The organism is Paracoccus versutus, from assembly GCF_029909795.1.
GTDB classification, from domain to species: domain Bacteria; phylum Pseudomonadota; class Alphaproteobacteria; order Rhodobacterales; family Rhodobacteraceae; genus Paracoccus; species Paracoccus versutus.
This window is the reverse complement of the sequence record NZ_CP038197.1, coordinates 908791-933435: the sequence shown is the minus strand read 5'-3', so window position 1 is coordinate 933435 and position 24645 is coordinate 908791. Positions and strand designations below refer to the sequence as shown.

Below are 24645 nucleotides of genomic sequence, written 5' to 3'. Positions count from 1 at the left end.
CGATCGTGGCCCCGCAGGCCCGCGCTGCGAAAGGCCGGAGATCAGCCTTCGGCGGGGGCATCGGGGGCCCGGCCGATCCGGTCCACATGGCCTTGCAGCGACAGGCGGTCGAGCGAGGCGATGGGCAGGCTGACGAAGGCCGAGATGCGGTTCTTCAGCGCGCGATAGGTCTCGGCAAAGGCCAGGTGCCGCTCGGCCTCAGTGCCGGTGGCGGCGGCCGGGTCGGGCAGGCCCCAATGTGCGGTCATCGGCTGGCCGGGCCAGACCGGGCAGATCTCTCCGGCCGCATCGTCGCAGACGGTGAAGACGAAATCCATCTGCGGCGCCTCGGGTCCGGCAAACTCGTCCCAGCCTTTCGAGCGCAGCCCGGCCGTGTCATGCCCCCGCCGCTCGAGCAGTTGCAGGGCAAGAGGGTGGACCGTGCCTTTGGGAAACGAGCCGGCGGAATGGGCGCGGAACCGGCCCTTGCCTTCGGCGTTCAGGATGGCCTCGGCCAGGATCGAGCGGGCCGAATTGCCGGTGCAGAGGAAAAGGACGTGATAGGGATGGTCGGTCATGGCGGGCCTCCGGCCGTTGCGGGCGATCTGGTCCAAAACCGGCTGGCACAGCTCGGGCCGGCCGCCGCAGCAATCCTGCATCAGGAAGGCCAGCAGCCCGCGCATCGCCTCGATCCCGGCGAAATAGCGGATCGAGCGGCCCTCGCGCGCCGAATGCACCAGCCCCGCCGCGGCAAGGACGGTCAGGTTGTTCGACAGCGTATTGGCGCGGATGTTCAGCATATCCGCGATCTCGCCTGCCGTCCGACCCTCGGGACCGGCCTGGACCAGCAAGCGGAACACATCCAGCCGGATGTCATGGGCCAGGGCGGCGAGCGTGTCGAGAACGCGATTCTTTTCCATTATTCATGTATAATGGAAATAATTTGGCAAGGCAAACGCCGGCCATGGACGCGGGCATGGCCGTTCGCGACCCGGTTCATTCCAGCTGACCGGCTTCCCTGTAGAAACGCTCGGCGCCCGGATGGAAGGGGATGCCCGCGCCCTGGGTCGCATTCTCCAGCGTGATCAGCCTGCCCCTGGGATGGCCGGCGGCGAGCAGCCTTTGCGTGGTCTGGTTGTAAAGCGCCTGGGTGATGCCGTGGATCAGCACCTCGGGCTGGTCGGCGCTTGTCACCAGCTGCGCCCCGACCGAAAGCGTGGCGACATCGGCATCCTGCCCCTCATAGGTGCCGGCCGGCACCGTGTCGGTGGCAAGGAAGGTGTAGGTTTCGCGCAGCCCGTCGACCTCGGGTCCGGCGATCGGCACCAGCGCCACCTCCTGCTGGCTGGCCAGCTTGGCGATGGCGCCCGCCGGATAGCCGCCGACGAAGAAGAAGGCGTCTATCGTCCCCTCGCGCATGCGGCCGGCCGCCTGGTCGAGCCGAAGATATTCCGGCGTGATGTCGCTTTCCGACAGGCCGAAGGCCGCGAGGATGATCTTGGCATCGACCAGCGTGCCCGAGCCCGGCTCGTCCAGCGATACCCGCTTGCCCCTGAGATCGGCGACCGAGGCGATGCCGGCATCGGCGCGGGCGACCAGGTGGATGCTTTCCGGGTAAAGGTTGGCGATCAGTCGCAGCTTTTCGACCGCCGGCTGGCCTTCCCACAGCCCGGTGCCGGTCTGCGCCCAATAGGCCACGTCGGACTGGCTGAAGCCGGCCTCCAGGCTGCCGCCGTCGATGGCCTTCACATTGCCGACCGATCCGCTCGTGGCCAGCGCCGTCGCCACCAGCCCCGGCACGCCGCAGGAGCCGCCTTCCTCGCAGGCACGCGGGCCGGGCGGGCTCGAGATCGCATTCGCGATCAGCCCGCCGATCGGGTAATAGGTGCCGGCGGTGCCGCCGGTGCCGATGCGGAAGAACGCGATCTCTTGCGCCGTCGCGGCCTGGCCCAGGCCGGCGGCGATGGCGAAGGCCGCGAACATTGTCCCTAGCTTCATGGCATGCCCCTGTTGCCCCGATCGTCCGCGGCGATGCTAGACAGAGCCGCCGCCGTCAACAACCGGCGGGGGCTGCGAAAATGCGCGGCCGTCCAGCTGCCTGGGGGAGGAGGGATCCAGCCGACCTAGGCGCGCATTCTATGCGCTGGCCTAAGTCGCTGGGAATCATGGTGGGCGATAACGGATTTGAACCGTTCCTAATATATTATAAATCAATAAGTTACGAGACGCTTTGTAACATTGTGGCGCCCCATGGAGTGGGCTAAGTGACGTGGCGTCACCAGCCCAGCAGAAAGGGCGAGGATCGCTCCCCGCCCTTCCCATTCGTGATCCACAATACAAAGGTTCCGGTGCCGCGCGGCAAAGGAGTATGCCACCGCACCGTGACGGGGTTTGCCCTCCGAAGGGCGCGCACTCACCGTCTAACCGCAGCGCGTTTCGGTCTGCTCAACCCAAGGAACACGCCAATCCTCTATGCTCTTACTGTCAGCCAGCGATTTGTCTCGCGGGTCAGCACATTTTTTCGCTGATCGCCTTCGCGGTGGCGACGCGCTGTTGGTTCGCCAGATCCAGAGCGCGGCCGGGCAGGGCGGTGTCGCTGATCTCGGGCATGTTCTCGACCGTGATCTCGGGCATGTTCTCGACCGTGATCTCGGGCAGGGCGGTGCCGGTGATCCGGTGCAGCAGCTCGACCTCGGCATCAGCCTTATCCCATGCCTCCACCCATGCCTCCGGCAGGACGCCAGCGACGGCCAGTGCTTCGATCACCTTGCCGCGCAGATCGCCGTCGCCATGAGCGGCGCGCGTGAAGGCATTGACCAGGTTATCGACCAGCTCGGCATGATCGGTGTCGGGCAGGAAATGGTTCATTTTGTAGTCCTCTGAATTGTCTGACCTCAATATAAGATTCCCGGCTGAATCTGTGAAGGGGTCGGACAGCAGAAAAGTGATTTATTTCATGGGCTTGTGAAATAAGTGCTTACTTATCCGGCCGGGCTTCGGGACGCCAAGGGACGGACAGGGACGCCCCAGAACGCAAAAAACCCTAAGCGCGAGCTTAGGGTTCTTGTGCAGGAGCTTCGGGACCATCCACTGTCGCGACTGATCGGAGAAACAAGAAGCCGATCAGTTGAAGCGGTATCTTGATACCGCCTCGGCCGGGTGGCGTCAAGCGGCAATCGCAGCAGCGGTAGCTTTTTTCGCGCGGTGCCGCCGAACACGCTCGGCCGCCTGTGCGCGTTTATGCTGTTTGCGTTCGTCAGGGGTCAAACCCGAAAGATCGGCGTTCGGTTCGGACCTGACCTTGCGGCGACTGGCGTTCCGTTCGGCCCGGCCTGCCTCAGTCCGGCGATATGCGTCGATTGCGCGCCACCGGCTCATTACATCATTCCGCGCAGCCGTCGCGGTATCAAGTGAAGTCATTGCGATTGCCTTTCATGATCGCCCATCCTTCACGCTCTTACGGCTGACCCGCGTTTCTTCTCGCGGGATCAGCACATTTTTATGGTCGCGCGCGGATCGGCCGGGACGGTCAGGCAGCAGCAGCAGCAGCAGCAGCTTTTTTCGCGCGTTGTCGGCGCTTCTTCTCGGCCTCTTTCTGGCGGCGATGTTCCTTGAGTTCGTCAGGGGTCAGCGCGTTCAGCTTCGCGTTCGGACCCCGGTCGGTCGTGCGAAGACTGGCGTTCCGTTCCAGCCGCCCGGCTTCGGTCTGGCGATATGCGTCGATTGCGCGCCATTGCTTGGTGCGGTCGTGGCGCGTGGCCTCCCATGCCTGAACCGGGGTCAGGACAGGATCATTACCAGCCTCTTGCCACGCCTCAAACGCTTTCAGCTTCGCCAGCCGGTTGTCGGCCAGTTGGTGCATGATCTCGCGGGCGCGGATCAGGTCCGGGTGATCGGCGGCGAGGTTCGCCGCCAGAACCTCGACGCGGTTGCGGGCTGCGGCCGCAACCTCGACAGCATGGTCATAGGCTTGTCTGGGATTCATCTTGCGCGGATCGACAGTCACCGGCCGGAGCCTCCAGATAACGCCCTCATCGTCGATCTGGTCGCCATGGCGGGGTTGCGCACCGGGGCGGGCCTCATCCCAGGTTCCGTGTTCATCCGAGAAGCTGCGGCCGCGATAGGGCTGCGGTGCTGCGGGCTTCGGGTGAACCTTACCAGCGGAGCGACAGGGCAGCACGATCTCGCCAGAGATATAGCCGTCAAGGTTCGCGAGAAATTCCGCGTCCGGGTCGGCGGCAGCGGCAATCGGATTAGCGGTCAGGTCGGCGGCAGCGCCGCCAGCAATTTCGTTCATCATTCTTGTTTCTTTCGATCTGCAACATGGATGTTGACCCTTAATTTTCTCCTGCCCATCCGCATTAGGTCAAAACCACGAAAACCGCAATGGCTATTTAGCTAGAGCGGCGCGGAGAGGCACCTTGCAGGCCGATCTCTTGAAATTGGCTGGCATAGCACCAAAACGCGCGAATCGCCTCTGTGGCGCGTTCTGTGGCGCTCCTAGGGTCGGTCCTGCCGTGGGTGTCGGGTGAACCGGAGCCGGGGCCGGCGACAGAGGCAGACCAGCCGGACCAGAAGCAGACCAGCCGCAGCAGCTCGACCAGAGGCAGACCATAGACCAGCCGGAGCGGGCGCAGCCCGCGACCACCCGGAGACGTGTTTCTGATTGTGGGGTTCTGTTCGGGCGTCAGCGCTTCGCTACCACCCGGAGACGGGTTGTCCCGTTTGTCCCGATTCCTGCCGCTTTCTTATCTTTCTTGTTTAAGTGTAGATAATCAAACAAGTTCATAAGATACGGCAGGAATCGGGACAAACGGGACACGCTCAAAATCCCATCCCCGGCAGAAATCGGGACAGCGTTACAGGCCGGGTGCAGGCTGTCCCGCAGGTCGCTCAAAATCCCATCCCCGGCAGAAATCGGGACAAACGGGACAACCGGCCGAAGCGGTAAAATACCACCACAACGGCCGGCCGAAGATCAGCGCAGCAGGCCACCCGGACGCATCTGCCGGACAAGTTCTTGCTGCACCAAGCCGCGCAAGCTGGCCTCGGACTCGCGGGCAACCTGCCGCGCCAGATCGGCATTGGCCTCGGGCGTTCCCCCGGATGCGTTGACGGTGATCGCGCCACCCGTGACGTTGATCACCGGCACGGATGCCCGCGCAGAGCCGCTGGGCGAGTCACTGACGGCCTTGGCGACCTTTCCGGCAGCAGAGACCAGCCCGCCCGAAGCATAGCCCCTGCGCGCGTTCTGGTGCAGCCGTTCGAGGTTGCCCGCGCCGATGCGCTGGACGGTCTCTTTCGAGAAAACGAACTCGCCTTTATGGACCACGCCAGCCGGTTCATACTTGCCGCCATGGCCGGTAAAACCACCATCGGAATAGCCTAGCCATCCGCCAACAGCCTGTCCGACGCCCGCGAACATGCCGCCCTGTCCGAACATGTTCATGAACACGCGGTTAAACTGCGCCTCGGCGATCTTTCGCAGCAACCCGGCCAATGCCTCGCGCGCCGACATGATGCCGGTCAGGATGCCCGTGAACATCTCGCTCAACGCCTCGGCTCCCTTCTGGCCGGCGTCCTCGATCTGGCGCAGCTTCTCGGCGGCTTGGTCAGCGTTCTGACCTGCCGTGACATACGCCTGCGCAAGCTGGTCAACCTCGGCGGTCAGGGCGGGCGTGATCTGCTTTCCGGCCTGTTGTGCGGCAAACAGCAGCTTGGCCTTCTCGGATGCGAAGGCGACGGCATCACCATAGGACTTGCCCGCCGCAGCGCCTGCGATCAGGGCAGCGGATTCAAATTCCAGTTCCCGCGTCCGGTCGCGGATCGCCTGCGCCTCGCGGGCGAACTCATCCAGCTTTGCCGCACCGCCACCAGAGCCGCCAGAACCGCCCTTGGAGCCGCCCGAGGATCGCGCCGCAGCATCGGCAGCAGAACGCGCGGCATCGCCATCCAGCGCGGCTTGTGCGGCGCTGGTGATCTGGGCATCGGTCAGGGTCGCGCCCGCCTCGGCAGCACGTTTACGCACGGCCTCTTTCTCGCGTTCCAGCTTGACGCCCTCGCTGGTCAGCGCGTTGCGGGCGGCTTCCGAGGCGTTGAAGCGTTCGTTGGCCTCGCGCATGGCGTCGAGGCTATCCATGGATGCCTGTTGCGCGGCATGTTGCTGGCGCAGCGACTCAAGCTGTTTCGTGCCGGGGTCGATCTGCGCGGCTTTCGCCAATTCCCCCACCAGCGCCGATGCCTGCGCCGTGACAGAGGCAATGACGCCACCGAGCCGCGACAGTTGCGACATGACGCCCGAGAATTGCGCCCGGTCCACGTCCGACAGGCTGGAGAAAGCATCCTGCGCGCCCGTGTCGATCTCGGCCAGCTTGGCGGCAAAATCGTCGCCGCTCATGGTGCCGTCGCGGAATCCTTGCTGCGCCGCGTCCAGTTCAGCCGACAGGCTGCGCAACTGGTCGGCAGCTTCGCCATAGCCCCAAGCGTCAAGCTGGCCGATAGCACCGCGCATCGCCATGCCCGCGCTGGTCGCTTCCTCGGCCAGCCGCATATATTGCGCATCAAGATTGCGCAGCGCCTCGGCCTGCGCGTCCACCGCATCCCGGTCGCGCGACAGGGTGTCATACAGTTCATTGCCGAGGATCGCGCGGCCCTCGGCCTCATTGTCAAAGATGCCGTCCAGCCGGTCGCGGAAGTCAGTCAGTTCCACCGCAGCGTCGGCAATGGCGATCACCGCGCGCTTGCCGAAGGATTCGACACGCGCGGTCAGTTCACTAAACCGGCGGTCGATCTCGGCGGCTTTGTCGATCAATTCCGCATCCAGCACCGCGCCGGTTTCATGGGCGCGGGCAATGGTGGCGTTGAGGGCTTCCTCACTCTGGCCGATCAGCGCGCTGAATTGCTCACCACCGGAACCGCCAAAGATTTCCTCCAAGAGGAACGATTGGCCGGCTTGGTCGAAGTTTTTCAGCTTGCCGAGAATCTCGGTCAAGGCGGCCGAGGGGTCTTTCAGTTTCTCTTTCAGCGTCTCGGCGGAATATCCTAGCTTCTTGAACGCCTCAGCACCCGCGCCCGTGCCATCAAGGAAAAACTCACCAGCGCGAATATGAAGCTCTTTAATCCCATCGGTTAGCGCATCAATGCTAATCCGGTTCTGATCGGCCACAAATTTCCATTCCTGAAAAACGGTCGTGGAAACGCCTGCCCGCTCGGCTTCATTTCGAAGATTGGCAACCTCTTTCGTGGTGCTGGCGATGCTTTGGCTGATCTGATCCAGACCACCAACGGCAATGCCACCGGCCACGCCACCAAGGAAAGCGCCGCCAATGCCTTTCAGTGATGCCGGGATGCCGTTGAAGGCTTTGCCGATCCTGCCGCCGATGCCCTCATATTCCGAGGCGATCTTATTGGCATTCTGCCGGGCCAGCTTTTCCATGCGCTGCGATGCGCGCTGTTGCTGGGTGATCGCCCGGTTAAAGTCCTTCTCCCATTTGGCGATGTTCGCCTCTAGCTTGACCAGCAGGCCGGTTTCATCAAGTGCCATGGTTCAATTCCTACTCATCAAGCGGCCACCAGCAGGCCAAGAATATCATCGCGGGAATAAAGCCCGCCTTGGTTATGATCCGTGATCGCGCTGGAAACGGCCATGCTTGCAGCAACAGCACCGTCAATATGGCCGCGTTTCTGGTCGGCCTTGTCCAGCCAGATCATGCCAGCCTTGTTCGTGACCGCCGCAACGCCGTCAAAATGGTTGCGAAGGATCGGGTGCCCATCGTGCCGGATCAGACGCCCGTTCACCGCACGGATAAGTTCGCCGTTGGCCGGTCCCATGGTTGCCGAACCTTGGCGCATCTCCACCATGGGAACACCATCAGATAGCAGTTCCGCAGCGGTGGCACGGAAACGCCATGGGTCATAGCGCACTTGTCGCACGTCATGCCGGGCGTAAATTTCCTTGATCACCTCGGCCACGGCCTCTTGCGTCACCACCGGGCCGGGCACCACAATCAAGTGCCCATCCTTCACCCATTGGCGATAGGGCACCTGTTCCAGCCGTTCCCGATCTTCCAGCCCCTCGGCCTGCACAAAGAACCAAGGCTTAATCGTGATCTGCCCATCATACTTGCCGCCATCGTGCCGCCACGCCGCGACGATAGCCGCAAGGTCGCCGCATTGAGCGTAGTCGACACCCAGATAGCAGGGAAACTCCTCAAGGTCGGTTTCGTAATCGACCGGCTTGCCGCTCTTATCCAACTCAATCTCAAAAGCGCCCGCATCGTATTCGTCGAAATTGAACAGCGGTGACGTGGAATTGCCAAGCCATTCATTCAGGGCGAGTTGACGGAAAGCATATCCTTCAATCGGATCATGCTGCGCCGTGATTGCATCATCGCGCATTTCATCCAAAAGCGGATAACCATATCTCATGCCGGGATTGACCTTGTGCCAAACGGCTTCATCAAGCCAATCGTCGCCCTCCTCGGGTTCAAAAATGATCGGCAGTTTTGACGGGTTCACGATCTTGCCCAATGCAATATCGCGGAACATAGAATATCGCTCATAAGCGAAGCCATGCCGCCCACGCCCCGCCGTGGTGCAGGTGACAAACAGCGCACCGCGTTTCCTACGCCCGGAATACATCGCTTCCCAGAGCTTGCGGTTCTTCCAGATATGCACCTCATCGCACATGACAAAGGTCGGGCTGGTGCCGTGGAATTTATCGCCGTCCGAGGTGGTGGTTTCCAAAATAGAGCCATCCAAATGGCTTTGAATGGATTTCGTCCCAATCTTGGGATTATTGACGCTCACCACGTCAGACAGGTTCTTGTCGGCGCGGATAATACCCAGAGCCTCAAGGAAACCAATTTCAGCCTGTTTGCGGTCAGCTGCGCAGAAATATGCCTGCCCTTGCGGCACGGCTTCCGGCCCCAGCAGGTGCAGCAGCGCCAGCGCGGCGGCGGTCGAGGTCTTGCGGTTGCCGCGTGGAACCTGCAACCAAACGTCCTTGACGATGCGCTTACCGTCCGGGTGGCGGGGGCCATAGATACGCCGAACAATGCGCTCAAGCCATGGGTCAAGCTGGAACGCCAAGCCCGGCAACGTGCTTTGCGGATGCGACAGGGATCGCAGGAATTGAACCGCCTGCTCGCCATATCCGAACGGGTCATCAATAGGCGAGTTGTCAAAGACCCAATGCGGATAGGTGCTGGCGCTCATCGGCGGAAACTCAAGGGATTGGGGCGCGCGTTCGGGTCGGGCTGGTCGGGTCCAGCGCCAAGCCGGGCACGGCTGACAGGATCAAGGCCAAGGTTCGCGGCAAGCTGGCGGGCCGAGAGAATGGCGCGGTTCAGGATACCAAACGTCACCTTGTCGATAACGCCGCCTGCCTGCTTCCGCTCGGTCTCAATCTGGCGGATGTAGCCGCGCGCGATGCACAAATCCTCCACCAGCCCTAGATCGGCTTTGCAAATCAGCTTGCGCGCGATCAGCATGGGAAGGATGCGCTTCCATTCCTGCACCGCGTAGGGCGAGAAATAGGCCGGGGCCTTGGGTGCCTTGGTCAGCGGCTCTTGGTCGGGATGCACGGCAGGCTTGACGCCGCGCAGGTGCTTGCTCATGCCGCGATCACCCGCAGTTCAAGGCCGCGCCTGCGCCCGATCTCGGCCAGCCCGACGATATTGTAATGCCTGCCATCCATCACCAGCCGGTCGGCGGTGGTGATCTCCACCGCCAGCGGATAGCGGATCAGGAACACGGCCTTGCGGTTGTCCATCTCGCCGGGGCCGGTCAGGAACTCGGTGGTGGTGGCGTCCTTGATCTCGGCCTTGCAGGTCAGCAGCGGCAGCCACGTCTCGCGGGCATGGCCGTAATCATCGACCAGCACCGCGTTGCGTTCGATCTGAATGCGGTTCGTCAAACGTCCTGCGCGCATCTTACCGCCTCCACCGCAGCGCCGCGCGCAGGCTGATCACCGCATGGGCGCAGGACAGCGCCGGATCAGGATCGGGCACCCACGCCATGACCGGGCGTTCCCAGCGGTCAATCTCGGCACCAGCCGGGCGCGGTGCATCCATCAGCGCCAGCATGGCGGCGCCCGTGATCTGTTGCGCGACGGCGGCCTGATCGGCGGCAGTCCAGACATGCAGCTTCATGCTGGCCTCGGCCACCACCTGACCACCAGACGCATGGCCGAGGATACGGACCTCGGCGGGCGTCATGATCACGCAGGGCATGGCCTCGGGCCGGGCAAGGCCAGAGCGGATGCGCTCGGGCGCGATATGCGCGGCAACGCCGGGTGCGGCGATCAGCGCCAGCCGCACCGCGCGTTGCAGTTCCATGTCGGGCGTCATTGGCTGGCCTCCCTCACGGCTCGGCGCAGCAGCCGGTTAATCCGCTGTTCGAGGCGCTTGCGGTTCAGCCGCCATGCCGGGTTGAAGAACGGTTGCGCGGGCATGGTGCCGGTGCTGGTGCCGTCCTTGTGCAGCCGGGGCGCGGTGCCGCCCTCCACAAGATGCGCGTGGCGGGCATCGCTGTCGCCAGCCGTCACCAGCACCTCGAACGGGCCAGCCGTGCGCTGCCCGCCATCGGTGGAATGGGGCGGGGTCGTCTCGCCGGGTCCGGTGACGTGAATCGACTCGATCAGATCACCCGTGCGGCGGCTGGCCTCGGCCAAGCTGCGCGCATCCTTGGCAACCTCATTGCCAGCCGCGACCAGAGCCGGGCGCAGGACCGGCGCAACGGCATCGCGCATCGCTTGCAGCTTCCGGGTCAGTTCCTTGGAACCTTGCACCAGATCAGCCATTGGCGGTGCCCTCCACCTCGGGGATGTAGCCGACAACCTGCCGCTTGATACCGGACAGCAGATCGGTGACGCCGAAAGGAAGCTGATAGGCGCTGGCAAAGGTCACGGCCTCGCGCGCCTCATACTGATGCGCGATCAGCATAAGCGCCGCTTGCAGCATCAGCACGTTGTCAGGGTCGAAAGGCAGGCCGGTATAAGACGCAACCCATGCCTCGGCCACGTTGCCGTAATGGGTCAGGATTGCGTCGTCGGCAGCCTCATCGGGCAGAAAGTTCAGATGCGCCCGCACAAGGGCAGCAGGGATCGGCATAACAGGTCACTCGCAACAGGGTATCCATAACGTAGTGTTACGTTATCACATAACAATCATAAGAAAAAGTTATATTCGGCCTGTCTTGCGCGTGCCTCCCCCCGCCGGTTCCCAGCAAGGGGCGAAGGTTTGGGGATACCCCTCCCTCAAAGAAGTAGAGAATTGAGGTCGGTTGAAGCACGACGTAATCGATCAATCTGCTGATGAATATGGATATTCATTCGCACGGATATCCAGAAAGACGGTGAGGACTTTGGTAATGGCTGTTGTGAAGCTTCAATAATCTGAGAAACACCCCAAATATCAGCACGGAAAGACAGAGAATCATGTCTAAATTTGGAGTCGGCTACAACCTTGGCTGCCACATTTTTGTAATGCGTAGCATAGGCCGAGTAAACCTTGTCATCTCCACTCCCGTGGGATGAACGCTTCTCACGATAATAAAAAACGTGATCCGGCCCATAGGGGTAGTCTATTCTAGGGCGCCAGCCTCTAGCCACCGCGTCATTTCGAATCGGGTTTATAGAGCCGTAGTCTCCGTAGGAAATGTCTGCAAAGTTGTGCACTCTATTGGCCGTGGCAGCGTGGAGATAAACCTCTTCAATGCGAAAGTCTCCATAACTCTCTCCGCCAACGTCCGTTACGGACTTCGGAAAGGAAGTCGAAACTAGAACTAATTCAGCAAATGGACAAATATCATGGACGATGCGGAAGACTTCGGCGGCTTCTATGGAGTGCAGTTCGCCTGTTCCTGGCCTAACATAATCGTAGTCCAGTATGACAACAAATCTTCCCCCAGACTCCGTATAAGCCAGCGCCCTCCTTGACAACACCTGAAGGTCTAAATCAAACTCATCATCCGTTTTTTTTACCGCGCGATACCCAATAGCCGAACTGGTTTTGGCAAGTTCGTCAAACTGCATGAAAAGAGATCTCTCGTAGTCAATCCAACTCTCACCGGGAACTGGCGATATTTGTAGAATTGGGCATATACTTGGGTTTGCCCGTTGGCGCTCCCGAATGTATTCCGCCCAGCAGATGTATCCAGATTTTGGAGAACTCAAATTCCGCGTAAAGTCCGAAGACAAATCATCATCACGAGTCACATCGATAAAGCTGTCCCGACTCTTGGAAACCTCGTTATCAATAAAATCCTGAATGGCGCTGAAGTTGTATTGTTCGCCGGTTCGCTCTCTCGTCTTTGGCTGATTCTTTCGCCCCCGCGTTATCTCAATAATGGGTGTAATTTCCGACCGAACGCTAGCGGTAATGTTGCGATATGCCCGCATTTCAGACGTTCCAGTTTTCAACACAAGATAATACTTCCCCGTCATGCTGTATCTCGCGACAGTTCTTCTTGACGAAATTGAAGCGCCGCCACAGAAACTTTTAACGCAAGAGCGGCTTCAACTATACGTCCATCACTTTTAATCATCGCGCTTTCGACTGCCGTTTTAGGCATCAGAATTTTAGCCGCAAACCTATTAGCTTGCCATTCGATCGGTATCGAATTACCATCACGGTGCAGTATTCGCTCTCCCTCTGGGAATTCGGTGATCTGATTCCTGTGCAGCTGATAGTGCGCGTATTCATGCGCCATCGAAAATCGCTGTCTGTTCTTGGGGTGCTTTGAGTTTATGCCGATGATATAACTAGCTCCGCCAGCATGCATGATATACGCATCCTTATCAGCAAGATCCTCAAATTTCAGTGTGAGATTGTCATCATTGAGTATCAGCCGCTGAATGTCAACGGAGCCAAATTCAGTTATTAGTCCCATTTCTTGGCAGTATGAAAGGACGCGCTCTGGGGTGTCCAGCGCGGACGAATTCATGGTGGGAAGTTTTGACGAAAATCCCGTAGGTCGCGGGCGTCTCATTTACTCCTCCTGCATTTCTTGGATTTGAAGCTCTAGCGATGCAACCTTGTTCTCAAGGGAGATGAATGCATCATACAGACCGCCCTCGGAGGGGAAAGGCAATCGCAGCGACTGATCGGAAACCACTGTGGCTGCCTGCTTTGCTAAAAGTTCTTTCCCCTTATCGCGGTCGAAATAGTCAGAAATGTGAGGCGGAATTTCTTGTTCAATCTGTGCTCGCGCGCTTGCCTTTAAGGTATATGCGCCAAAGGCTGCAACAACAGCTAACGCAGCAATCAAGATTGTTATCACAGAGGTGTAGAATCCCGTTATCGTCTGCAAATATGTCGCATCACTCCAAGCGCCGCCTTGATTAAGGTAACAGTAAAAAACGTCCGAGACCGTGCTGCAGTTGGGCGCACTATAAAATACGGTTTTTCGCATAAACCAAAAGAACGCCAAATTTACGCAAATAGGAACAAAAACGCCAAAGACCCCGACTAAAAATACTAGGTGTGCGCGCCCATATTTAGCGATAGGATTTCCTCGCCCGTTGTTCGTTTCCGACATTCTGCTTCCGATACCCATCTGCTGTTTCCATCATGTGTAGCCTGAGCGCTTGCAGTCGGCAATATTTTGCTCACTTCGCTGCTTCACCGAACTATGACAGCCGGTGCACAGCGCCTGCCAGTTGTTCCAGTTCCAGAACAGGGCCTTGTCGCCCCGGTGGGGCTTGATGTGATCCACAAGGGTCGCGTCAGCACCGCACATAGCGCAGCAGGGATGAAGGCGCAGGAACTCGGCCCGCGCCTTCTCCCATTCCCGTGTATAGCCGCGCTGGCGACTGTTCGGCCGTGTGGCGTCATAGCGGCGCTTGCGCTCAAGCTGGCGCTCTAGCTGGCAGGCACAAAGGACGCCATGGGGCACGATGGCACCGCAGGAACAGAGGCGCGGCGGCTTAGGCACCGTGGCGGGCTTTCAGGGCGCGCAGGGCGTGGCGGTTGAACTCGGGATCAAGGCCAGCAGCTTCATTGGCTTGGCGCTGTTCGGCGCTCATGGCGGGTTTGTGCGGGTCACCATTGGCTGCGGCTTCCATGGCTTCTAGCCGGTCGAGGCGGGCGCGCAGGATCGCATCAATCTCGGCAGGGGATGCCTGCCAGACCTCGGACGGGGGCCATTCCAGAATGGTGGTGCCGAACTTGAACAGTTCGGACAGGTAGTCCCGCAGCGGCATTGGCTTTGCGGTGGTGCTGGCCGGTGCGGGTTCCTCGGGTTCTGGCAAGAGGTTCACCAGCAGTTCAAGGCAAGCCGCTTGCGCCCGAGAGAGGAAAGACGCAAGCGGCTTGTCGGACAGGGCTGCCAAGAGGACAAACGCCGCTGCCCGATCCGTCGCGGTGGCGAGGATCACCGCACGGATTCGGGTATAGGTTTGGCGCATGAGGCTATCCCATGCGCCGGGGATGCCGCCCGGCAGGTTGTCCAAGGCGACCGCAGCCCGCAAAGACGCCCGCAGCGTCACGGCATGGTCGCCGTGGCGCAGGATCGTCTCATAGGCGGGCTGCAAGGTCATGGCGTTATGCGGCCACGCGCAGCTTCACAAAGCGGTCAGCATGGGTCAGGTCGGCGCCGACGCGCTTGCGGGCGATGAACCGGACCTGACCTTTCGTGCCCAGCGTGTAGGGATCGCGCAGAATCGACAGGTCCACCCGGTCAAAGATGCGATAGCCCGACATATCGCCGAACATGATCGGCGCAGCGCCAGCCGCCACATTGTCCATGTCGGGCATTTCCACGATGGGATTGCCCAGCAGGCGCAGAACGCCGCCGTCTTTCGGATCGGTGACAAGATACTGCCCTTGCGCATCCTTGAACTTACGGATGGTCGCCAGCGTGTTGCGGTTCATCAGCCAGACCGCGCTACGGGCGTGGAAGGACGGAATCGCGTGCTGCATGGTGATCAGAACATCCATGGGATTGCTGGCCGGGAAGTTAGCCGCCACGCCGGTCTTGACCTCGGCAATGCCGGTGGCAGTCATCAGGCCGCGCGGCTGGCCGGTGCCGGTGCCTTTGACAAAGGCCAGCCCTTCCACCTTGGCAAAGCCCTCGGCCAGTTCGCGGTTCATCACCGATTCCAGATCATAGGCATTGTCTTCCAGCACCTTGTTGCTGGCGACGTAGAAGCTGGAAAGCTCATGGTTCGCGATCTTGACCTGACCAAAGGTCGGCTCGCTGGCGGTCATGTCAGCGCCTTCCTCGGTCCAGAAGGCGTTCACGCCCGACAGCAGGGTCGGAAAGGTGATGTCGGTGCCGGTGACGGTCTGGACGCTGGCATACTGGCGCAGCGGCGACATCTCGGTCAGCAGTTTCAGGATTTCCGAACCGAACTCGGGCGGCACCAGATAGCCGCCATTCGCGTTGTTCGCGACGGCCAGCGCCTTGACCTCGGTTGCCTCCATGCGGGCCTCGCCGCCGCGCAGGTAGCTGGAAAATGCCTTTTTCTCGGCAGTATCGCCTTGCACGACAGCCGGTGCGCCCGGACGGTTCGCCTTGGCTTCCAGCTTGTCGAGGCGCGACAGGACGCCATTCAGCGCCTTGGTGTCGATCTGGGCAGCGTCATTGGCCGGGGTTTGTGCTTTGACCTCTTGGGCCGGATTTGCGTTTTCCATAACAAACTCACTGTTTACAGGATCAGGGGTGCCACCTTTGACGGTTTGAATGCGCGCGTCCGGGTGGCACGGGACCGCGACAACTGAAATTTCATGCAGGGCAAGCGCCTTGATGGTGCGTCCTTTGGCGTGGCGGGCGGCGTCCTTGGTGACGAAACCGATACTCAAGCCAGTGACAGCACCGGCCCGGATCATCGCGCGGACTTCGCGGGCGCGTTCCACGTCATCGACCAGCAAGCGGCCTTTGACGTTCAAGCCCTCGGGCGTCTCGGTGATGGAATCCCAGATGCCGATCACTTGGGCCTGATCGTGCGCGAAAAGCATCGGCAGCGCCTCGGGCTGGTCAAAAGCGCCTTTCTCGATCACGTCGCCCACGCGATCAGGCGTGCCAAACGGCCATGCAATCCCGGTGATCTCGCCCGCCTCGGTGGTGGTAAGCTGGGCTTTGACCTCGATCCGATCAGCCATGTTGCACCTCATCCGCGCCGATCCAGCGGGCGGCAAGGATCGCGGTCGCCAGCGGCAGCACCTCGGCCACCGGACGATTGCGGGCGTAGCTGTTCACCAGCCGGGCGGCTTCCTCGGGGCTGGTGCCTGCGCCGATCAGGCCAAGCCGGATCACCTCGGCCAGATCGGCCAGCTTGAAGGCATGGGCGGTCAGACGCTGGAACAGGGTGCCGATGCCGGTGCCGGTCGAGGCTTCCAGTTCCGTCACCATGTCGTCGGTCAGCGTGAACGGGCGTTCCCGGTCGCCGAAAAAGGCGGTCGCGGTGATCATGCGGCATCATTCGCAGGCAGGCCGATCATGGCGCGCAGTTCGGCGGCGGTCAGGATACCGGCATTGACAAGTGCCAGGGCGATTTCAAGCGCCGCCAGCATTTCCAGCGGGCTTTGCGTGGTGTCATTCATTGGGGGCTTCCTTGGCAGGTTCGGGCGTGGCGGTGGTGCCGCCCGAGGTGGTGAAGGGGTTCGATAGTTCGTCGCCGCCCGCCATCGGCGGCAGGTTCAGCCCGGCCCGGACCTCGTTCGGGGTCATGGCGCGCATGGCGACATACTGGCTGTAAGCGGTGGCCTGCGCCGCAAAATCCACGGTCATCAGGTCTTTCGTCTCGGCCTCGATATAGAGGGCGCGGCGATCCTCGGGCGACAGCAAGACGCGCGCATAAGCGGCCTGCCAGCGCTTCAACCAAGGCCGCAGCGTCATGGTCAGAAACTGTTGCGCCATCTGTTCGACATTCGACCAAGTGCCGCGTTCCAGTTCAAAGATCATGCTGGGCGGGATGCGGAAGGCGCGGGCGATCTCGCGGATTTGCTCAATCCGGTTCGTGTAGAACTCGGCATCCGTGTTGCTGGTGGCGAGAGGGTAGTATCTCATGCCGTTGTCGAGAATTGCGGCGCTGCCAGCTTTCACCGCCGACCAGCCATCAATGATCTTCTTTGCCGGATCGGGTTTTAGGTCTTGCTCGGTCGAGAGATAGCCCGAGGGACGGCCAGCGCGCCCGAACCATTCCGCAAGGTGCTGTTCCGCTGCCAGCGCAAGGCCAATGGCTTCCTTGGCATGGGTGATCGGGGAAACGCCATCCAAGGTGCTGATATGCAGCACATCGGTATAAGGCAGCACGGTATCGCCGCCACCTTTCAGCCGGATGCGGTAAGACGGTTCGCCGTAGTCGTCAGTTTCGACCGATACCGCGCCGGGGTCGATCCGGTGCAGTTCGAGCGGCTGGCCGATGCCGTTGCGCACCACCTGCGCAAAGCCAGAGCCAGACAATAGCGCATCGCGGGTCAGGTGTTCGCGCAGTTCCTCGGCGCTGGTCCAAGGGTTCGCCTCGCCATGGATCAGTTCATAGCCGGGGTGGTCTTTCTGCGCCTCGCGGGTGTCGCGGTCGTGCAGTTTGAACGGCAGATTGCCGCAGGCTTCCGAGATAAGCCCGACAGCAGCGGCAACGGCGGGGACGCGCAGAGCGGTGGTGCTGGTGACAGTGACGCCGGATCGCACCGGCAGGCCAGCGAACAGGCCGTAAGCCTCGGGGCTGGTCAGCGTGAACGCTTTGGATTCAGTCCGGCCTTGCCCGAACAAACGGGCAAGGCGCTGGGGGATACTCATCAACAGGCACTCGCAAAACTTCCTATGTTACAATGTAACATGCAGGACGATTATTACAAGTGCTCATGTTGTTATGAATTTCGTTCAATAGTGTAGCTGGGTAACGCGTCGATCACGCGGGCCTTGGCAGTCAGCGAAACGTCGCCGTAGCCGTCCGAGGCGGTGCGCCCGGCGTGACCTTGGATCGCATCAACCACGCGAATATCAGCGCCCATATCTCGCGCCTGCGTCTTGAACCGATGCCGCCATGCGTAATTCGGCTGAACCCCAGCCGGAACTAGGCCAGTTTCGCGCAGCCAAGTTCCGACTTGGTTTGTCATCCGCACCGCCTTGGCCGCGAATTTGGCCGGGTCTTTGCCGTTGTGGAACAATGGGCCGTGGTCAGCTTGTTCCACGAACCGAACAAACCCCTCCACGACTACTTGCTCATGCAAAGGCACGTCGCGGAAATGACCCGCTTTCATCGTGCCGGCGTCAGGTGTGATGCGGATCACCCAGCGGTCGCCCTCTTGCCGCAAGTCCTCTTTCCGTAGCTGGGTAATCTCGGACACGCGCGCGCCCGTGAAGGCGCAGAGGATCGGCACCCATCGCTTGGCGTTTACGGATTCGTTTGTCTCGCGAACGTAGCCGAATTGATCGGGTTTCGCTTCATACGACCGCGACAATTTCAGAACCGCGATAGCCTCTGCATCGGTATATCCTGCCTCGCGGGCGCGCTGCTTCTTGGGCTTGGCCTGTTTGACGGTCGCGGCGGGGTTCTCGGGCAGGCGCTCGTTGTCATGCGCCCATTGGAAAAGAGAGCGGACGGCAGAGAGATACATATCCGAAACCGTCTTAGCCGAAAGGGTCGCAAGCAACTGGTCGCGCCAGTCCAGCAGGTTTTTCTTTGAGACTTGGCGCGCGTCGTTGTGCCCGAGGAACTTCCGCAGGCTGACCTTGACGGGCTCCATGCGCTTACCGCCGTCCTTCATGAAGCCCGCAGCGGTGCGCGCTTTGATGTAGTCATCCCACAATTTAGACAGGCTTATGGGTTCTGGTTCGTTCTCGGGCTGCTTGACGTTCAGCAGCAGAGGGGTTGACGGCTGGCCGGTATAGTCGCCCTCGTCGCGCTCCACGACACGCGCCAGCGCCTCTAGTTCGGCACTACAGAGGGCGCGCGCGATGGTGCGCCATTCATCGGAACCGGGCGCGGCGTCGAGATTGCCAGCCGCGCGGAAACGCTCGATCCGCGCGCCCATCAGGTCGGCCAGTTCCTGATCGGTCAGACGCCCGGCCACGCCCGCGCGAAGCTGGGCGACATAGCCGTCATCAATGCTGATGGTCGAGGCGGCGGCATAGGACGTGCTGTTGCGCATCTGGTCGTCAAAGGCGAGACGCTGCGCATAGTGACTGGCTGCAATCTGATCTGGGGCGAGGGGGTAGCGCGCTGGCGTGGCGGTGCTGTTTGATGGAATAGCCGCCCGCTCGGCTTGCGCGATCTGATGTTGAAGGGATGCCACCGCACCGGGCAGCAGCTTCATTGCCGTTCGGCGATCCGGCCCGAGGGGCGCGCGCAGTTCGGTCTTGCCGACGACTGGCCGCAGGTCTTTCGGCACCACCAACCGGGCGAAGAATCGACCGTTTCGGTTCAAAAGGTATCGTTGCGCCCCAGCCATCACAGACCCGTTTTGTAACAATGTTTGTGACAGTAGAACGGACTAACCCCAGCAAAACAAGGGATTTCCTGTAATTGCTGGGGTGAATCTGGTGGGCGATAACGGATTTGAACCGCTGACATCTTCGATGTGAAGCCAGAAATTGCTTTGTCACCCCATTGCACGAGATGACACGAGACTGCATGAAAGTCTAGGATTCGAGGCGTCGGGGGAAGCGGGCCACCGGGCGGTGCTAATGTGCAAAGGTGTCGAAGATCGTGCAATCTGGTCGAATCCGGGGGAGGTGACCGGATGGTGACCATGCCTTGCTTCTGGGTCTCATTTGAGATACAATGCTGAAAGCACAGGAGGCCACCATGCCCGCACAAACTTCGATGCTGCACGTCCGCGTGGACGACCAACTCAAGGCCCAAGCTGCTGAGGCGCTGGCTGGCGTCGGCCTGACCCTGTCGGATGCGGTTCGCATCTTGCTGACCCGCGTCGCGCGGGAGGGCGGGTTGCCGGCCGGTTTGACAGCCGATCCAGATGCCTATGACGCGTGGTTTCGTGCCAAGGTGCGCGAAGCACTTCAGGATGATCGGCCGACGATCCGTCATGCCGATGTCATGGCAGAGATGCGCGAACTGATCGAGCGGAAGCGCCGTGCCTGAGGTGGAATGGCGGCAAGCCGCCCGTGACGACCTGCGTTCGATCTTCGAGTACATCGCCGATGACAATCCGACAGCGGCACTTGCGCTGCTGGATGAGATCGAGGCAAAGGTTGGCAAGCTGCCTGATCGGCTTAGAGCGTATCGGCCGGGCAGGGTGACAGGGACACGCGAAATGGTCGTCCGGCCTAACTATCTTGTGGTCTATGCTGAGGTCGGGGGAGCGCTGGTGATCCTGCGGGTTTTGCATGCGGCGCAGATGTGGCCGTGAGAGGCAAAGGTGGCAAAGACGGCCCAAAGCCGCCTGTCGCCCCTCTCGACGCTGCGTAGCCGCACGCCATTCGGACCATTCGTTGCGCCAGTAAAGTTGCATCCTGACGCCAGAGGTACATTTTGGATTGTTGTGCTGCAGCACGGTCGTATATGCTTCCCGAGCATCGTCACTGCTGGGATCCATCATGCATCTGGTTACAAAGTCTTATTTCGACACTTTCTGCGCAAATTTTGCCTCCCCTTTCGACGACGCAAAAAACTTCGAAGCTTTCACCGCATACTGCGCCTTCACCCGCTATTCCGCCGACAATGTTGAAGCGACGGACTTGGTGTACGATGGCGCTGACCCGGGGATCGACGGTGCACTTCTCTTTCTTGATGACCGGGCAGTTTTCTCCGCTGACGAACTTGAAGAGATTTTCAAGTCGTCCCGTCGAGAATTTCACGTTACGGTCGTCCTGACACAAGCCAAGCGATCTGTGACTTGGTCGAAGCAGGAGATCGACTCGTTTGTTGCGGCAATCACAGACTATTTGTCCGAAGCCCCCAAACAGCCGCACAGCCAATTTTTGGCAGATTTCAAAAGTATGTTTCAGCTGTTGTTCAAGAACATCGGCCGTATAAGGGGCGGCCTTCCAGACCTGCACACATACTTCTTCACTGCTGCGCCGGACACTGATGCAGTGGAAATCAACGCAGCCTTCGATGCTGGCCTAATTGCGATCGGGGCGTTGGGTTATTCGAATGACACAAAGCTAGTTAAAGCTCATCGCGACGTGATCCACGAGTACTGGCTCGCGGCTGATGGCCCCGTCGAAGCCAGCCTAACGACTGTTGGATATGCGCCATTCCCGGCAGCTCAGAGCATCAACAACGCATATGTTGCCACGGTGAAGGCGCGAAGTTTCATCCAAGCAATCCTTAAGGATCAGCACGGAGTACCTCGGAAAAAACTTTTCGAAGAAAACGTGCGTGATTTCCTCGGCGTCGACGCAGACGTGAACGCCGAAATTGCAGGAACTCTTGGTGATGCTAACAAAAAGGCTCGATTTGGCCTTATGAACAATGGGGTAACCATCGTTGCGTCGAGCGTTCGGCCTTCCGGTCAGGAAATCTATATTAGGGACTTCCAGATCGTGAACGGCTGTCAGACATCGGTCAGACATCGAATGTGCTTATCGCGCTTGACGATCAAACGGATGACACGGTGAGTCTGATGGTGAAGTTGATTGAGGCTGATGACCCTGCCGTGATTGATGATATTGTCCGAGCGACGAACCGTCAGTCTAAGGTGGAAGATGCTCAGTTCGTCTCAACCATGGCAACGCTTCGAGATTTGGAGCGATATTTCAATGCTCGCGGCGCAGGCGAAGCCAATCGTCTCTACTTCGAACGCCGGAAAGGTCAGTATGGGCCCGAAAATGTGGCTCCAGTCAGGATTTTTGATGTCAGGGAGACAGCGCGATGTTATGCTGCGACGGTGATGATGCGGCCTGATCTGGCGAGCCGCTACCCTAATCGCCTGACTGGAGAGCTACTGTCTGAGGTCTTTGGTGCAGGAAACCGGAAGAAGATTACTACACCGCCTGCTTCTGCCACTATCGCCTGAGGATGCTCACCTCGAATAAGCGGTTCGATGGCAAGTATTCTAAGCTTCGTTGGCACATCATGACGGCCGCAGTAAAGTACTGCGGCGCAAAGTACAAAGAGTGGCGTTGTAAGACTCGCAATGAGGCGCTGTACAACCTCTTTGCCTCGAACGATGGCGAGTGGTTCGAAAGGCTGGATACGTTGATTAAAACAAGCATCCCGGATCCGGACCTATCGCGCGACGTGCTTAAGTCTCCGCCGCTGACCAATACGACTTTGGCGAACGTCGATCAGTTGCTTTGAAGTAGTTGCCGCCTGCTGGAGCAACGTAAGCAGCCGGCTCTATGGGGAAATTCAACCGATTGTGTCAACGGCGGAGTAAAACCCGGCCACGCGGCGGCGCAAAAGTCTGCCAGTTAGCGGCACAAGCACGGAACGTCGGGAGGGCGTAGCCCGACCAGAGTTCCGTGCTTGTGCCGTTGGTATTTTTTGAAAGGGGTCAGCCGGCCTTTCGGGCGCGGCTTTGGGCGAGACGATAGCTCTGGCCATTCATTTCGAGAATGCTGACGTGGTGGGTCAGCCTGTCGAGAAGCGCGCCGGTGAGGCGTTCGGAGCCGAATGTCTCGGTCCATTCGTCAAAAGGCAGATTGCTGGTGATCAGGGTCGATCCGCGCTCGTAGCGTTGCGAGATCAGTTCGAACAGCAGCTCGGCGCCGGTCTTCGACAGCGGCACGAAGCCGAGTTCATCGATGATGAGCAGCTTGTATCCTGCCATCTGCTTCTGGAAGCGCAGCAGGCGGCGCTCGTCGCGGGCCTCCATCATCTCGCTGACCAGGGCCGCGGCGGTGGTGAAGCCGACGGACAGGCCCTTCTGGCAGGCGGCCAGACCAAGGCCGAGCGAGATGTGCGTCTTGCCCGTGCCACTGGGGCCGAGAGCAATAATGTTCTCGCGCCGCTCGATCCATTCGCACCGGGCCAGTTCCAGCACCTGCATCTTGTTGAGCTTCGGGATGGCCGTGAAGTCGAAGCTGTCCAGGCTTTTGACGGCCGGGAACCTGGCGGCCTTGATGCGCCGCTCGACCATCCGCCGTTCCCGGTCGATCAGTTCCAGTTCGACGAGCCGGGCGAGATATCGGACATGGTCCACGCCTTCCGCCGCACATTGCCGGGCCAGTTTCTGGTGTTCTCGCAGGAAGGTCGGCAGTTTCAGCGCCTTGAGGTGATGGGCAAGCAGGATTTCCGGGGCGTCGCTCATGCCACGCCCTCCGCATTGACAGACAGCAGCCGCATGTAGGAGCGGGCCTCGGTCTTCTCGACCGTTGCCCTGGGCAGGTAGGGATAGCAGTCCAGATCCAGCCGGGGTGGCCGGCGCTCCACCCGGCACAACAAGAGATGCTTCACCGCATCGAAGCCGATCGCCCCCATCTGCAGCGCCTGCCTCACGGCCGCATGCAGATCGGCCAGATCGAAGGTTTCCAGAAGCCGCAGGACCTGGACATATTCGCGTCGGCCGTGCCGGTTCATCCGTGCCTCCATCAGCCGGCGCAGGGTGGCGAACTCCTCTGGCAGGTCCCAGTCCTGCAATGGTGCCGCCTGATCCAACGCATTGATCTTCTGCTCGATCAGCGGAAGGTAATGGAGCGGGTCGAAGACGATCTCGTCGCGATCCCAGCACCGGGGATGGCGGGCGATCACTTCGCCCCGGCAGCCGATCACCACCTCATGGATATAGCCCCGGATCCAGACATCCTGATGGCCGTAGGCGACGGGCACCGAGTAATCGTTGGTCTTGTAGCGCACCAGCGATTGCGACGACACGCGGCCGGTCGCCTGATCGCAGGCATCAAAGGGCGCCGCCGGGAGCGGGCGCATCGCGGCGAGATCGCGCTGCAGTCGCTCGCCGATCGTTTCGCTCTCGCCGCGAAGGACATCGTGCTGACGCCGCTTGCAGCGCTCCTCCAGCCAGAGGTTGAATTCTTCCCAACTGGCGAACTCAGGCATCGGCACCATGAAGTTGCGGCGGCAATAGCCCACCAGGCCTTCGACATTGCCTTTGTCGTTCCCCTTGCCAGGGCGGCCATAGCGATCCCGGATCAGGTAATGCGACAGAAACCCGCTGAACAGCGCCGCCCGCTTGCGGGTGCCATCCGGCAGGATCTTCGCCACCAGGCAGCGGTCATTGTCGTAGACGATCGACTGCGGAACCGCCCCAAAAAAGGCAAAGGCATGGACATGACCGTCCACCCAGGCCTCGGCAACCGCCGCCGGATAGGCACGGACGTAGCAGGCGTCGCTATGCGGCAAGTCCAGCACGAAGAAATGCGCCTTCTGTTCGACACCTCCGATCCGAACCATTGCCTCGCCGAAGTCGGCCTGCGCGTGTCCTGGGGGATGCGCCAGCGGCACGAACACCTCCTGGCCCCGCCGCTCACGTTCCCGGATATAATCCTTGATGATCGTGTAGCCGCCGGTGAAACCGCATTCTTCGCGCAGACGGTCAAACACACGCTTCGCCGTATGCCGCTGCTTGCGCGGCATGGTCCGGTCCGCCTCCAGCCAACCCTCGATGATCGGGATGAACGGATCGAGCTTCGGGCGCCTGACCTCGGCCGTCCGCCGGTAGCCCGGAGGAACCGAGAACGTCATCATCTTTGCGACCGTGTCGCGCGATATGTTGAATGTCGTCGCCGCCTGACGCTGGCTCATACCAGCAGCACAGGCCTGACGAACCTTGAGATAGAGTTCCACGCTGTAGATCC

28 protein-coding genes are annotated in these 24645 nt (G+C 60.5%); 5 read left to right on the top strand and 23 right to left on the bottom strand.

The window, feature by feature from the left end; genetic code table 11:
- Positions 1-41: 41 nt before the first annotated feature.
- The 21 genes from E3U25_RS15785 to E3U25_RS15685 all read right to left on the bottom strand — a co-directional run bounded on the left by E3U25_RS15785 (position 42) and on the right by E3U25_RS15685 (position 19376).
- Entirely contained in the window at positions 42-899 is an 858-nt protein-coding gene (locus E3U25_RS15785) for an arsenate reductase/protein-tyrosine-phosphatase family protein (protein WP_116222224.1), read from the bottom strand.
- A gap of 76 nt (positions 900-975) precedes the next feature.
- Positions 976-1977 carry a TAXI family TRAP transporter solute-binding subunit gene (locus E3U25_RS15780; RefSeq protein ID WP_116222225.1) on the bottom strand — a complete coding sequence of 334 codons (1002 nt, stop codon included), beginning with the start codon at positions 1975-1977 and terminating at the stop codon, positions 976-978.
- 510 nt (positions 1978-2487) lie between these two features.
- Entirely contained in the window at positions 2488-2847 is a 360-nt protein-coding gene (locus tag E3U25_RS15775; protein ID WP_116222226.1) for a hypothetical protein, read from the bottom strand.
- Positions 2848-3508: 661 nt separating this feature from the next.
- Positions 3509-4279 (bottom strand): hypothetical protein, encoded by a 771-nt coding sequence (locus E3U25_RS15770; RefSeq protein ID WP_116222227.1) that lies wholly within the window; start codon positions 4277-4279, stop codon positions 3509-3511.
- Between the two features lie 678 nt (positions 4280-4957).
- A complete protein-coding gene (locus E3U25_RS15765; RefSeq protein ID WP_116222228.1) occupies positions 4958-7522 on the bottom strand; it encodes a phage tail tape measure protein in 2565 nt (854 codons plus the stop codon).
- 17 nt (positions 7523-7539) lie between these two features.
- Entirely contained in the window at positions 7540-9195 is a 1656-nt protein-coding gene (locus tag E3U25_RS15760; protein WP_116222229.1) for a terminase large subunit, read from the bottom strand.
- Positions 9192-9596 carry a P27 family phage terminase small subunit gene (locus E3U25_RS15755; RefSeq protein ID WP_116222230.1) on the bottom strand — a complete coding sequence of 135 codons (405 nt, stop codon included), beginning with the start codon at positions 9594-9596 and terminating at the stop codon, positions 9192-9194. Before E3U25_RS15755 ends, E3U25_RS15760 begins: the two co-directional genes overlap by 4 nt.
- Entirely contained in the window at positions 9593-9910 is a 318-nt protein-coding gene (locus tag E3U25_RS15750) for a phage head closure protein (RefSeq protein WP_116222231.1), read from the bottom strand. Before E3U25_RS15750 ends, E3U25_RS15755 begins: the two co-directional genes overlap by 4 nt.
- A gap of 1 nt (position 9911) precedes the next feature.
- Positions 9912-10316 (bottom strand): tail completion protein gp17, encoded by a 405-nt coding sequence (gene gp17, locus E3U25_RS15745; RefSeq protein WP_208861606.1) that lies wholly within the window; start codon positions 10314-10316, stop codon positions 9912-9914.
- 8 nt (positions 10317-10324) lie between these two features.
- On the bottom strand, positions 10325-10780 hold the full coding sequence (locus tag E3U25_RS15740) for an HK97 gp10 family phage protein (RefSeq protein ID WP_116222233.1): 456 nt from the start codon (positions 10778-10780) through the stop codon (positions 10325-10327).
- A complete protein-coding gene (locus E3U25_RS15735; protein ID WP_208861607.1) occupies positions 10773-11069 on the bottom strand; it encodes a head-tail connector protein in 297 nt (98 codons plus the stop codon). The genes E3U25_RS15740 and E3U25_RS15735 overlap by 8 nt, the downstream gene beginning before the upstream one ends.
- A 167-nt stretch (positions 11070-11236) precedes the next feature.
- Positions 11237-12424, bottom strand: coding sequence for a beta family protein (locus E3U25_RS15730; RefSeq protein ID WP_116222235.1), 1188 nt, complete (start codon positions 12422-12424; stop codon positions 11237-11239).
- Positions 12421-12969 (bottom strand): ImmA/IrrE family metallo-endopeptidase, encoded by a 549-nt coding sequence (locus tag E3U25_RS15725; protein ID WP_116222236.1) that lies wholly within the window; start codon positions 12967-12969, stop codon positions 12421-12423. The genes E3U25_RS15730 and E3U25_RS15725 overlap by 4 nt, the downstream gene beginning before the upstream one ends.
- A complete protein-coding gene (locus E3U25_RS15720) occupies positions 12970-13536 on the bottom strand; it encodes a hypothetical protein (protein WP_147304518.1) in 567 nt (188 codons plus the stop codon). It abuts the gene before it with no gap.
- Between the two features lie 12 nt (positions 13537-13548).
- On the bottom strand, positions 13549-13719 hold the full coding sequence (locus E3U25_RS15715; protein ID WP_244295246.1) for an HNH endonuclease signature motif containing protein: 171 nt from the start codon (positions 13717-13719) through the stop codon (positions 13549-13551).
- 187 nt (positions 13720-13906) lie between these two features.
- Positions 13907-14518 (bottom strand): phage tail assembly chaperone, encoded by a 612-nt coding sequence (locus E3U25_RS15710; protein WP_116222238.1) that lies wholly within the window; start codon positions 14516-14518, stop codon positions 13907-13909.
- Between the two features lie 4 nt (positions 14519-14522).
- Complete coding sequence (locus tag E3U25_RS15705; protein ID WP_116222239.1) at positions 14523-16082, bottom strand: phage major capsid protein; 1560 nt, start codon at positions 16080-16082, stop codon at positions 14523-14525.
- Entirely contained in the window at positions 16075-16392 is a 318-nt protein-coding gene (locus E3U25_RS15700) for a gene transfer agent family protein (RefSeq protein ID WP_116222240.1), read from the bottom strand. Before E3U25_RS15700 ends, E3U25_RS15705 begins: the two co-directional genes overlap by 8 nt.
- A complete protein-coding gene (locus E3U25_RS15695) occupies positions 16389-16523 on the bottom strand; it encodes a hypothetical protein (RefSeq protein WP_263406326.1) in 135 nt (44 codons plus the stop codon). The genes E3U25_RS15700 and E3U25_RS15695 overlap by 4 nt, the downstream gene beginning before the upstream one ends.
- Positions 16516-17721 carry a phage portal protein gene (locus E3U25_RS15690; RefSeq protein ID WP_116222241.1) on the bottom strand — a complete coding sequence of 402 codons (1206 nt, stop codon included), beginning with the start codon at positions 17719-17721 and terminating at the stop codon, positions 16516-16518. The genes E3U25_RS15695 and E3U25_RS15690 overlap by 8 nt, the downstream gene beginning before the upstream one ends.
- A gap of 71 nt (positions 17722-17792) precedes the next feature.
- The gene (locus E3U25_RS15685) at positions 17793-19376 is read right to left on the bottom strand and encodes a tyrosine-type recombinase/integrase (protein WP_244295203.1); all 1584 of its coding nucleotides are present in this window, start codon (positions 19374-19376) and stop codon (positions 17793-17795) included.
- A gap of 356 nt (positions 19377-19732) precedes the next feature.
- On the opposite strand from E3U25_RS15685, the gene E3U25_RS15680 reads away from it, so the two are divergent.
- The 5 genes from E3U25_RS15680 (at position 19733) to E3U25_RS15660 (ending at position 22189) form a co-directional block, all read left to right on the top strand.
- Entirely contained in the window at positions 19733-20026 is a 294-nt protein-coding gene (locus E3U25_RS15680) for a type II toxin-antitoxin system RelB/DinJ family antitoxin (protein ID WP_116222455.1), read from the top strand.
- Positions 20019-20294, top strand: coding sequence for a type II toxin-antitoxin system RelE/ParE family toxin (locus E3U25_RS15675; protein WP_116222242.1), 276 nt, complete (start codon positions 20019-20021; stop codon positions 20292-20294). Before E3U25_RS15680 ends, E3U25_RS15675 begins: the two co-directional genes overlap by 8 nt.
- Before the next feature lie 187 nt (positions 20295-20481).
- Complete coding sequence (locus tag E3U25_RS15670; RefSeq protein ID WP_208861608.1) at positions 20482-21507, top strand: AIPR family protein; 1026 nt, start codon at positions 20482-20484, stop codon at positions 21505-21507.
- Positions 21508-21512: 5 nt separating this feature from the next.
- Entirely contained in the window at positions 21513-21905 is a 393-nt protein-coding gene (locus E3U25_RS15665; RefSeq protein ID WP_255469730.1) for an AIPR family protein, read from the top strand.
- A 59-nt stretch (positions 21906-21964) separates the two neighbouring features.
- Entirely contained in the window at positions 21965-22189 is a 225-nt protein-coding gene (locus E3U25_RS15660; protein ID WP_208861610.1) for a hypothetical protein, read from the top strand.
- A 196-nt stretch (positions 22190-22385) separates the two neighbouring features.
- Here E3U25_RS15660 and istB read toward each other — a convergent pair whose 3' ends face one another.
- Together istB and istA are read right to left on the bottom strand one after the other, a co-directional pair.
- A complete protein-coding gene (gene istB / locus E3U25_RS15655) occupies positions 22386-23141 on the bottom strand; it encodes an IS21-like element ISPve1 family helper ATPase IstB (protein ID WP_116220987.1) in 756 nt (251 codons plus the stop codon).
- A complete protein-coding gene (istA, locus tag E3U25_RS15650; protein WP_116220988.1) occupies positions 23138-24634 on the bottom strand; it encodes an IS21-like element ISPve1 family transposase in 1497 nt (498 codons plus the stop codon). Before istA ends, istB begins: the two co-directional genes overlap by 4 nt.
- Positions 24635-24645: the final 11 nt, after the last annotated feature.

What these genes read in the sequence shown, in the direction of transcription:
- E3U25_RS15660 (WP_208861610.1), top strand. Translation starts at nt 21,965, where the DNA reads ATGACGGCCGCAGTAAAGTACTGCGGCGCAAAGTACAAAGAGTGGCGT.
- E3U25_RS15670 (WP_208861608.1), top strand. Translation starts at nt 20,482, where the DNA reads ATGCATCTGGTTACAAAGTCTTATTTCGACACTTTCTGCGCAAATTTT.
- E3U25_RS15730 (WP_116222235.1), bottom strand. Translation starts at nt 12,424, where the DNA reads ATGACGGGGAAGTATTATCTTGTGTTGAAAACTGGAACGTCTGAAATG.
- E3U25_RS15765 (WP_116222228.1), bottom strand. Translation starts at nt 7,522, where the DNA reads ATGGCACTTGATGAAACCGGCCTGCTGGTCAAGCTAGAGGCGAACATC.
- E3U25_RS15780 (WP_116222225.1), bottom strand. Translation starts at nt 1,977, where the DNA reads ATGAAGCTAGGGACAATGTTCGCGGCCTTCGCCATCGCCGCCGGCCTG.
- E3U25_RS15715 (WP_244295246.1), bottom strand. Translation starts at nt 13,719, where the DNA reads ATGTGCGGTGCTGACGCGACCCTTGTGGATCACATCAAGCCCCACCGG.
- E3U25_RS15725 (WP_116222236.1), bottom strand. Translation starts at nt 12,969, where the DNA reads ATGAGACGCCCGCGACCTACGGGATTTTCGTCAAAACTTCCCACCATG.
- E3U25_RS15690 (WP_116222241.1), bottom strand. Translation starts at nt 17,721, where the DNA reads ATGAGTATCCCCCAGCGCCTTGCCCGTTTGTTCGGGCAAGGCCGGACT.
- E3U25_RS15685 (WP_244295203.1), bottom strand. Translation starts at nt 19,376, where the DNA reads ATGGCTGGGGCGCAACGATACCTTTTGAACCGAAACGGTCGATTCTTC.
- E3U25_RS15665 (WP_255469730.1), top strand. Translation starts at nt 21,513, where the DNA reads ATGGTGAAGTTGATTGAGGCTGATGACCCTGCCGTGATTGATGATATT.
- E3U25_RS15750 (WP_116222231.1), bottom strand. Translation starts at nt 9,910, where the DNA reads ATGCGCGCAGGACGTTTGACGAACCGCATTCAGATCGAACGCAACGCG.
- E3U25_RS15785 (WP_116222224.1), bottom strand. Translation starts at nt 899, where the DNA reads ATGGAAAAGAATCGCGTTCTCGACACGCTCGCCGCCCTGGCCCATGAC.
- E3U25_RS15720 (WP_147304518.1), bottom strand. Translation starts at nt 13,536, where the DNA reads ATGGGTATCGGAAGCAGAATGTCGGAAACGAACAACGGGCGAGGAAAT.
- E3U25_RS15740 (WP_116222233.1), bottom strand. Translation starts at nt 10,780, where the DNA reads ATGGCTGATCTGGTGCAAGGTTCCAAGGAACTGACCCGGAAGCTGCAA.
- E3U25_RS15700 (WP_116222240.1), bottom strand. Translation starts at nt 16,392, where the DNA reads ATGATCACCGCGACCGCCTTTTTCGGCGACCGGGAACGCCCGTTCACG.
- E3U25_RS15770 (WP_116222227.1), bottom strand. Translation starts at nt 4,279, where the DNA reads ATGATGAACGAAATTGCTGGCGGCGCTGCCGCCGACCTGACCGCTAAT.
- E3U25_RS15760 (WP_116222229.1), bottom strand. Translation starts at nt 9,195, where the DNA reads ATGAGCGCCAGCACCTATCCGCATTGGGTCTTTGACAACTCGCCTATT.
- E3U25_RS15705 (WP_116222239.1), bottom strand. Translation starts at nt 16,082, where the DNA reads ATGGCTGATCGGATCGAGGTCAAAGCCCAGCTTACCACCACCGAGGCG.
- E3U25_RS15680 (WP_116222455.1), top strand. Translation starts at nt 19,733, where the DNA reads ATGCCCGCACAAACTTCGATGCTGCACGTCCGCGTGGACGACCAACTC.
- E3U25_RS15695 (WP_263406326.1), bottom strand. Translation starts at nt 16,523, where the DNA reads ATGAATGACACCACGCAAAGCCCGCTGGAAATGCTGGCGGCGCTTGAA.
- E3U25_RS15775 (WP_116222226.1), bottom strand. Translation starts at nt 2,847, where the DNA reads ATGAACCATTTCCTGCCCGACACCGATCATGCCGAGCTGGTCGATAAC.
- istB (WP_116220987.1), bottom strand. Translation starts at nt 23,141, where the DNA reads ATGAGCGACGCCCCGGAAATCCTGCTTGCCCATCACCTCAAGGCGCTG.
- E3U25_RS15710 (WP_116222238.1), bottom strand. Translation starts at nt 14,518, where the DNA reads ATGACCTTGCAGCCCGCCTATGAGACGATCCTGCGCCACGGCGACCAT.
- gp17 (WP_208861606.1), bottom strand. Translation starts at nt 10,316, where the DNA reads ATGGAACTGCAACGCGCGGTGCGGCTGGCGCTGATCGCCGCACCCGGC.
- E3U25_RS15755 (WP_116222230.1), bottom strand. Translation starts at nt 9,596, where the DNA reads ATGAGCAAGCACCTGCGCGGCGTCAAGCCTGCCGTGCATCCCGACCAA.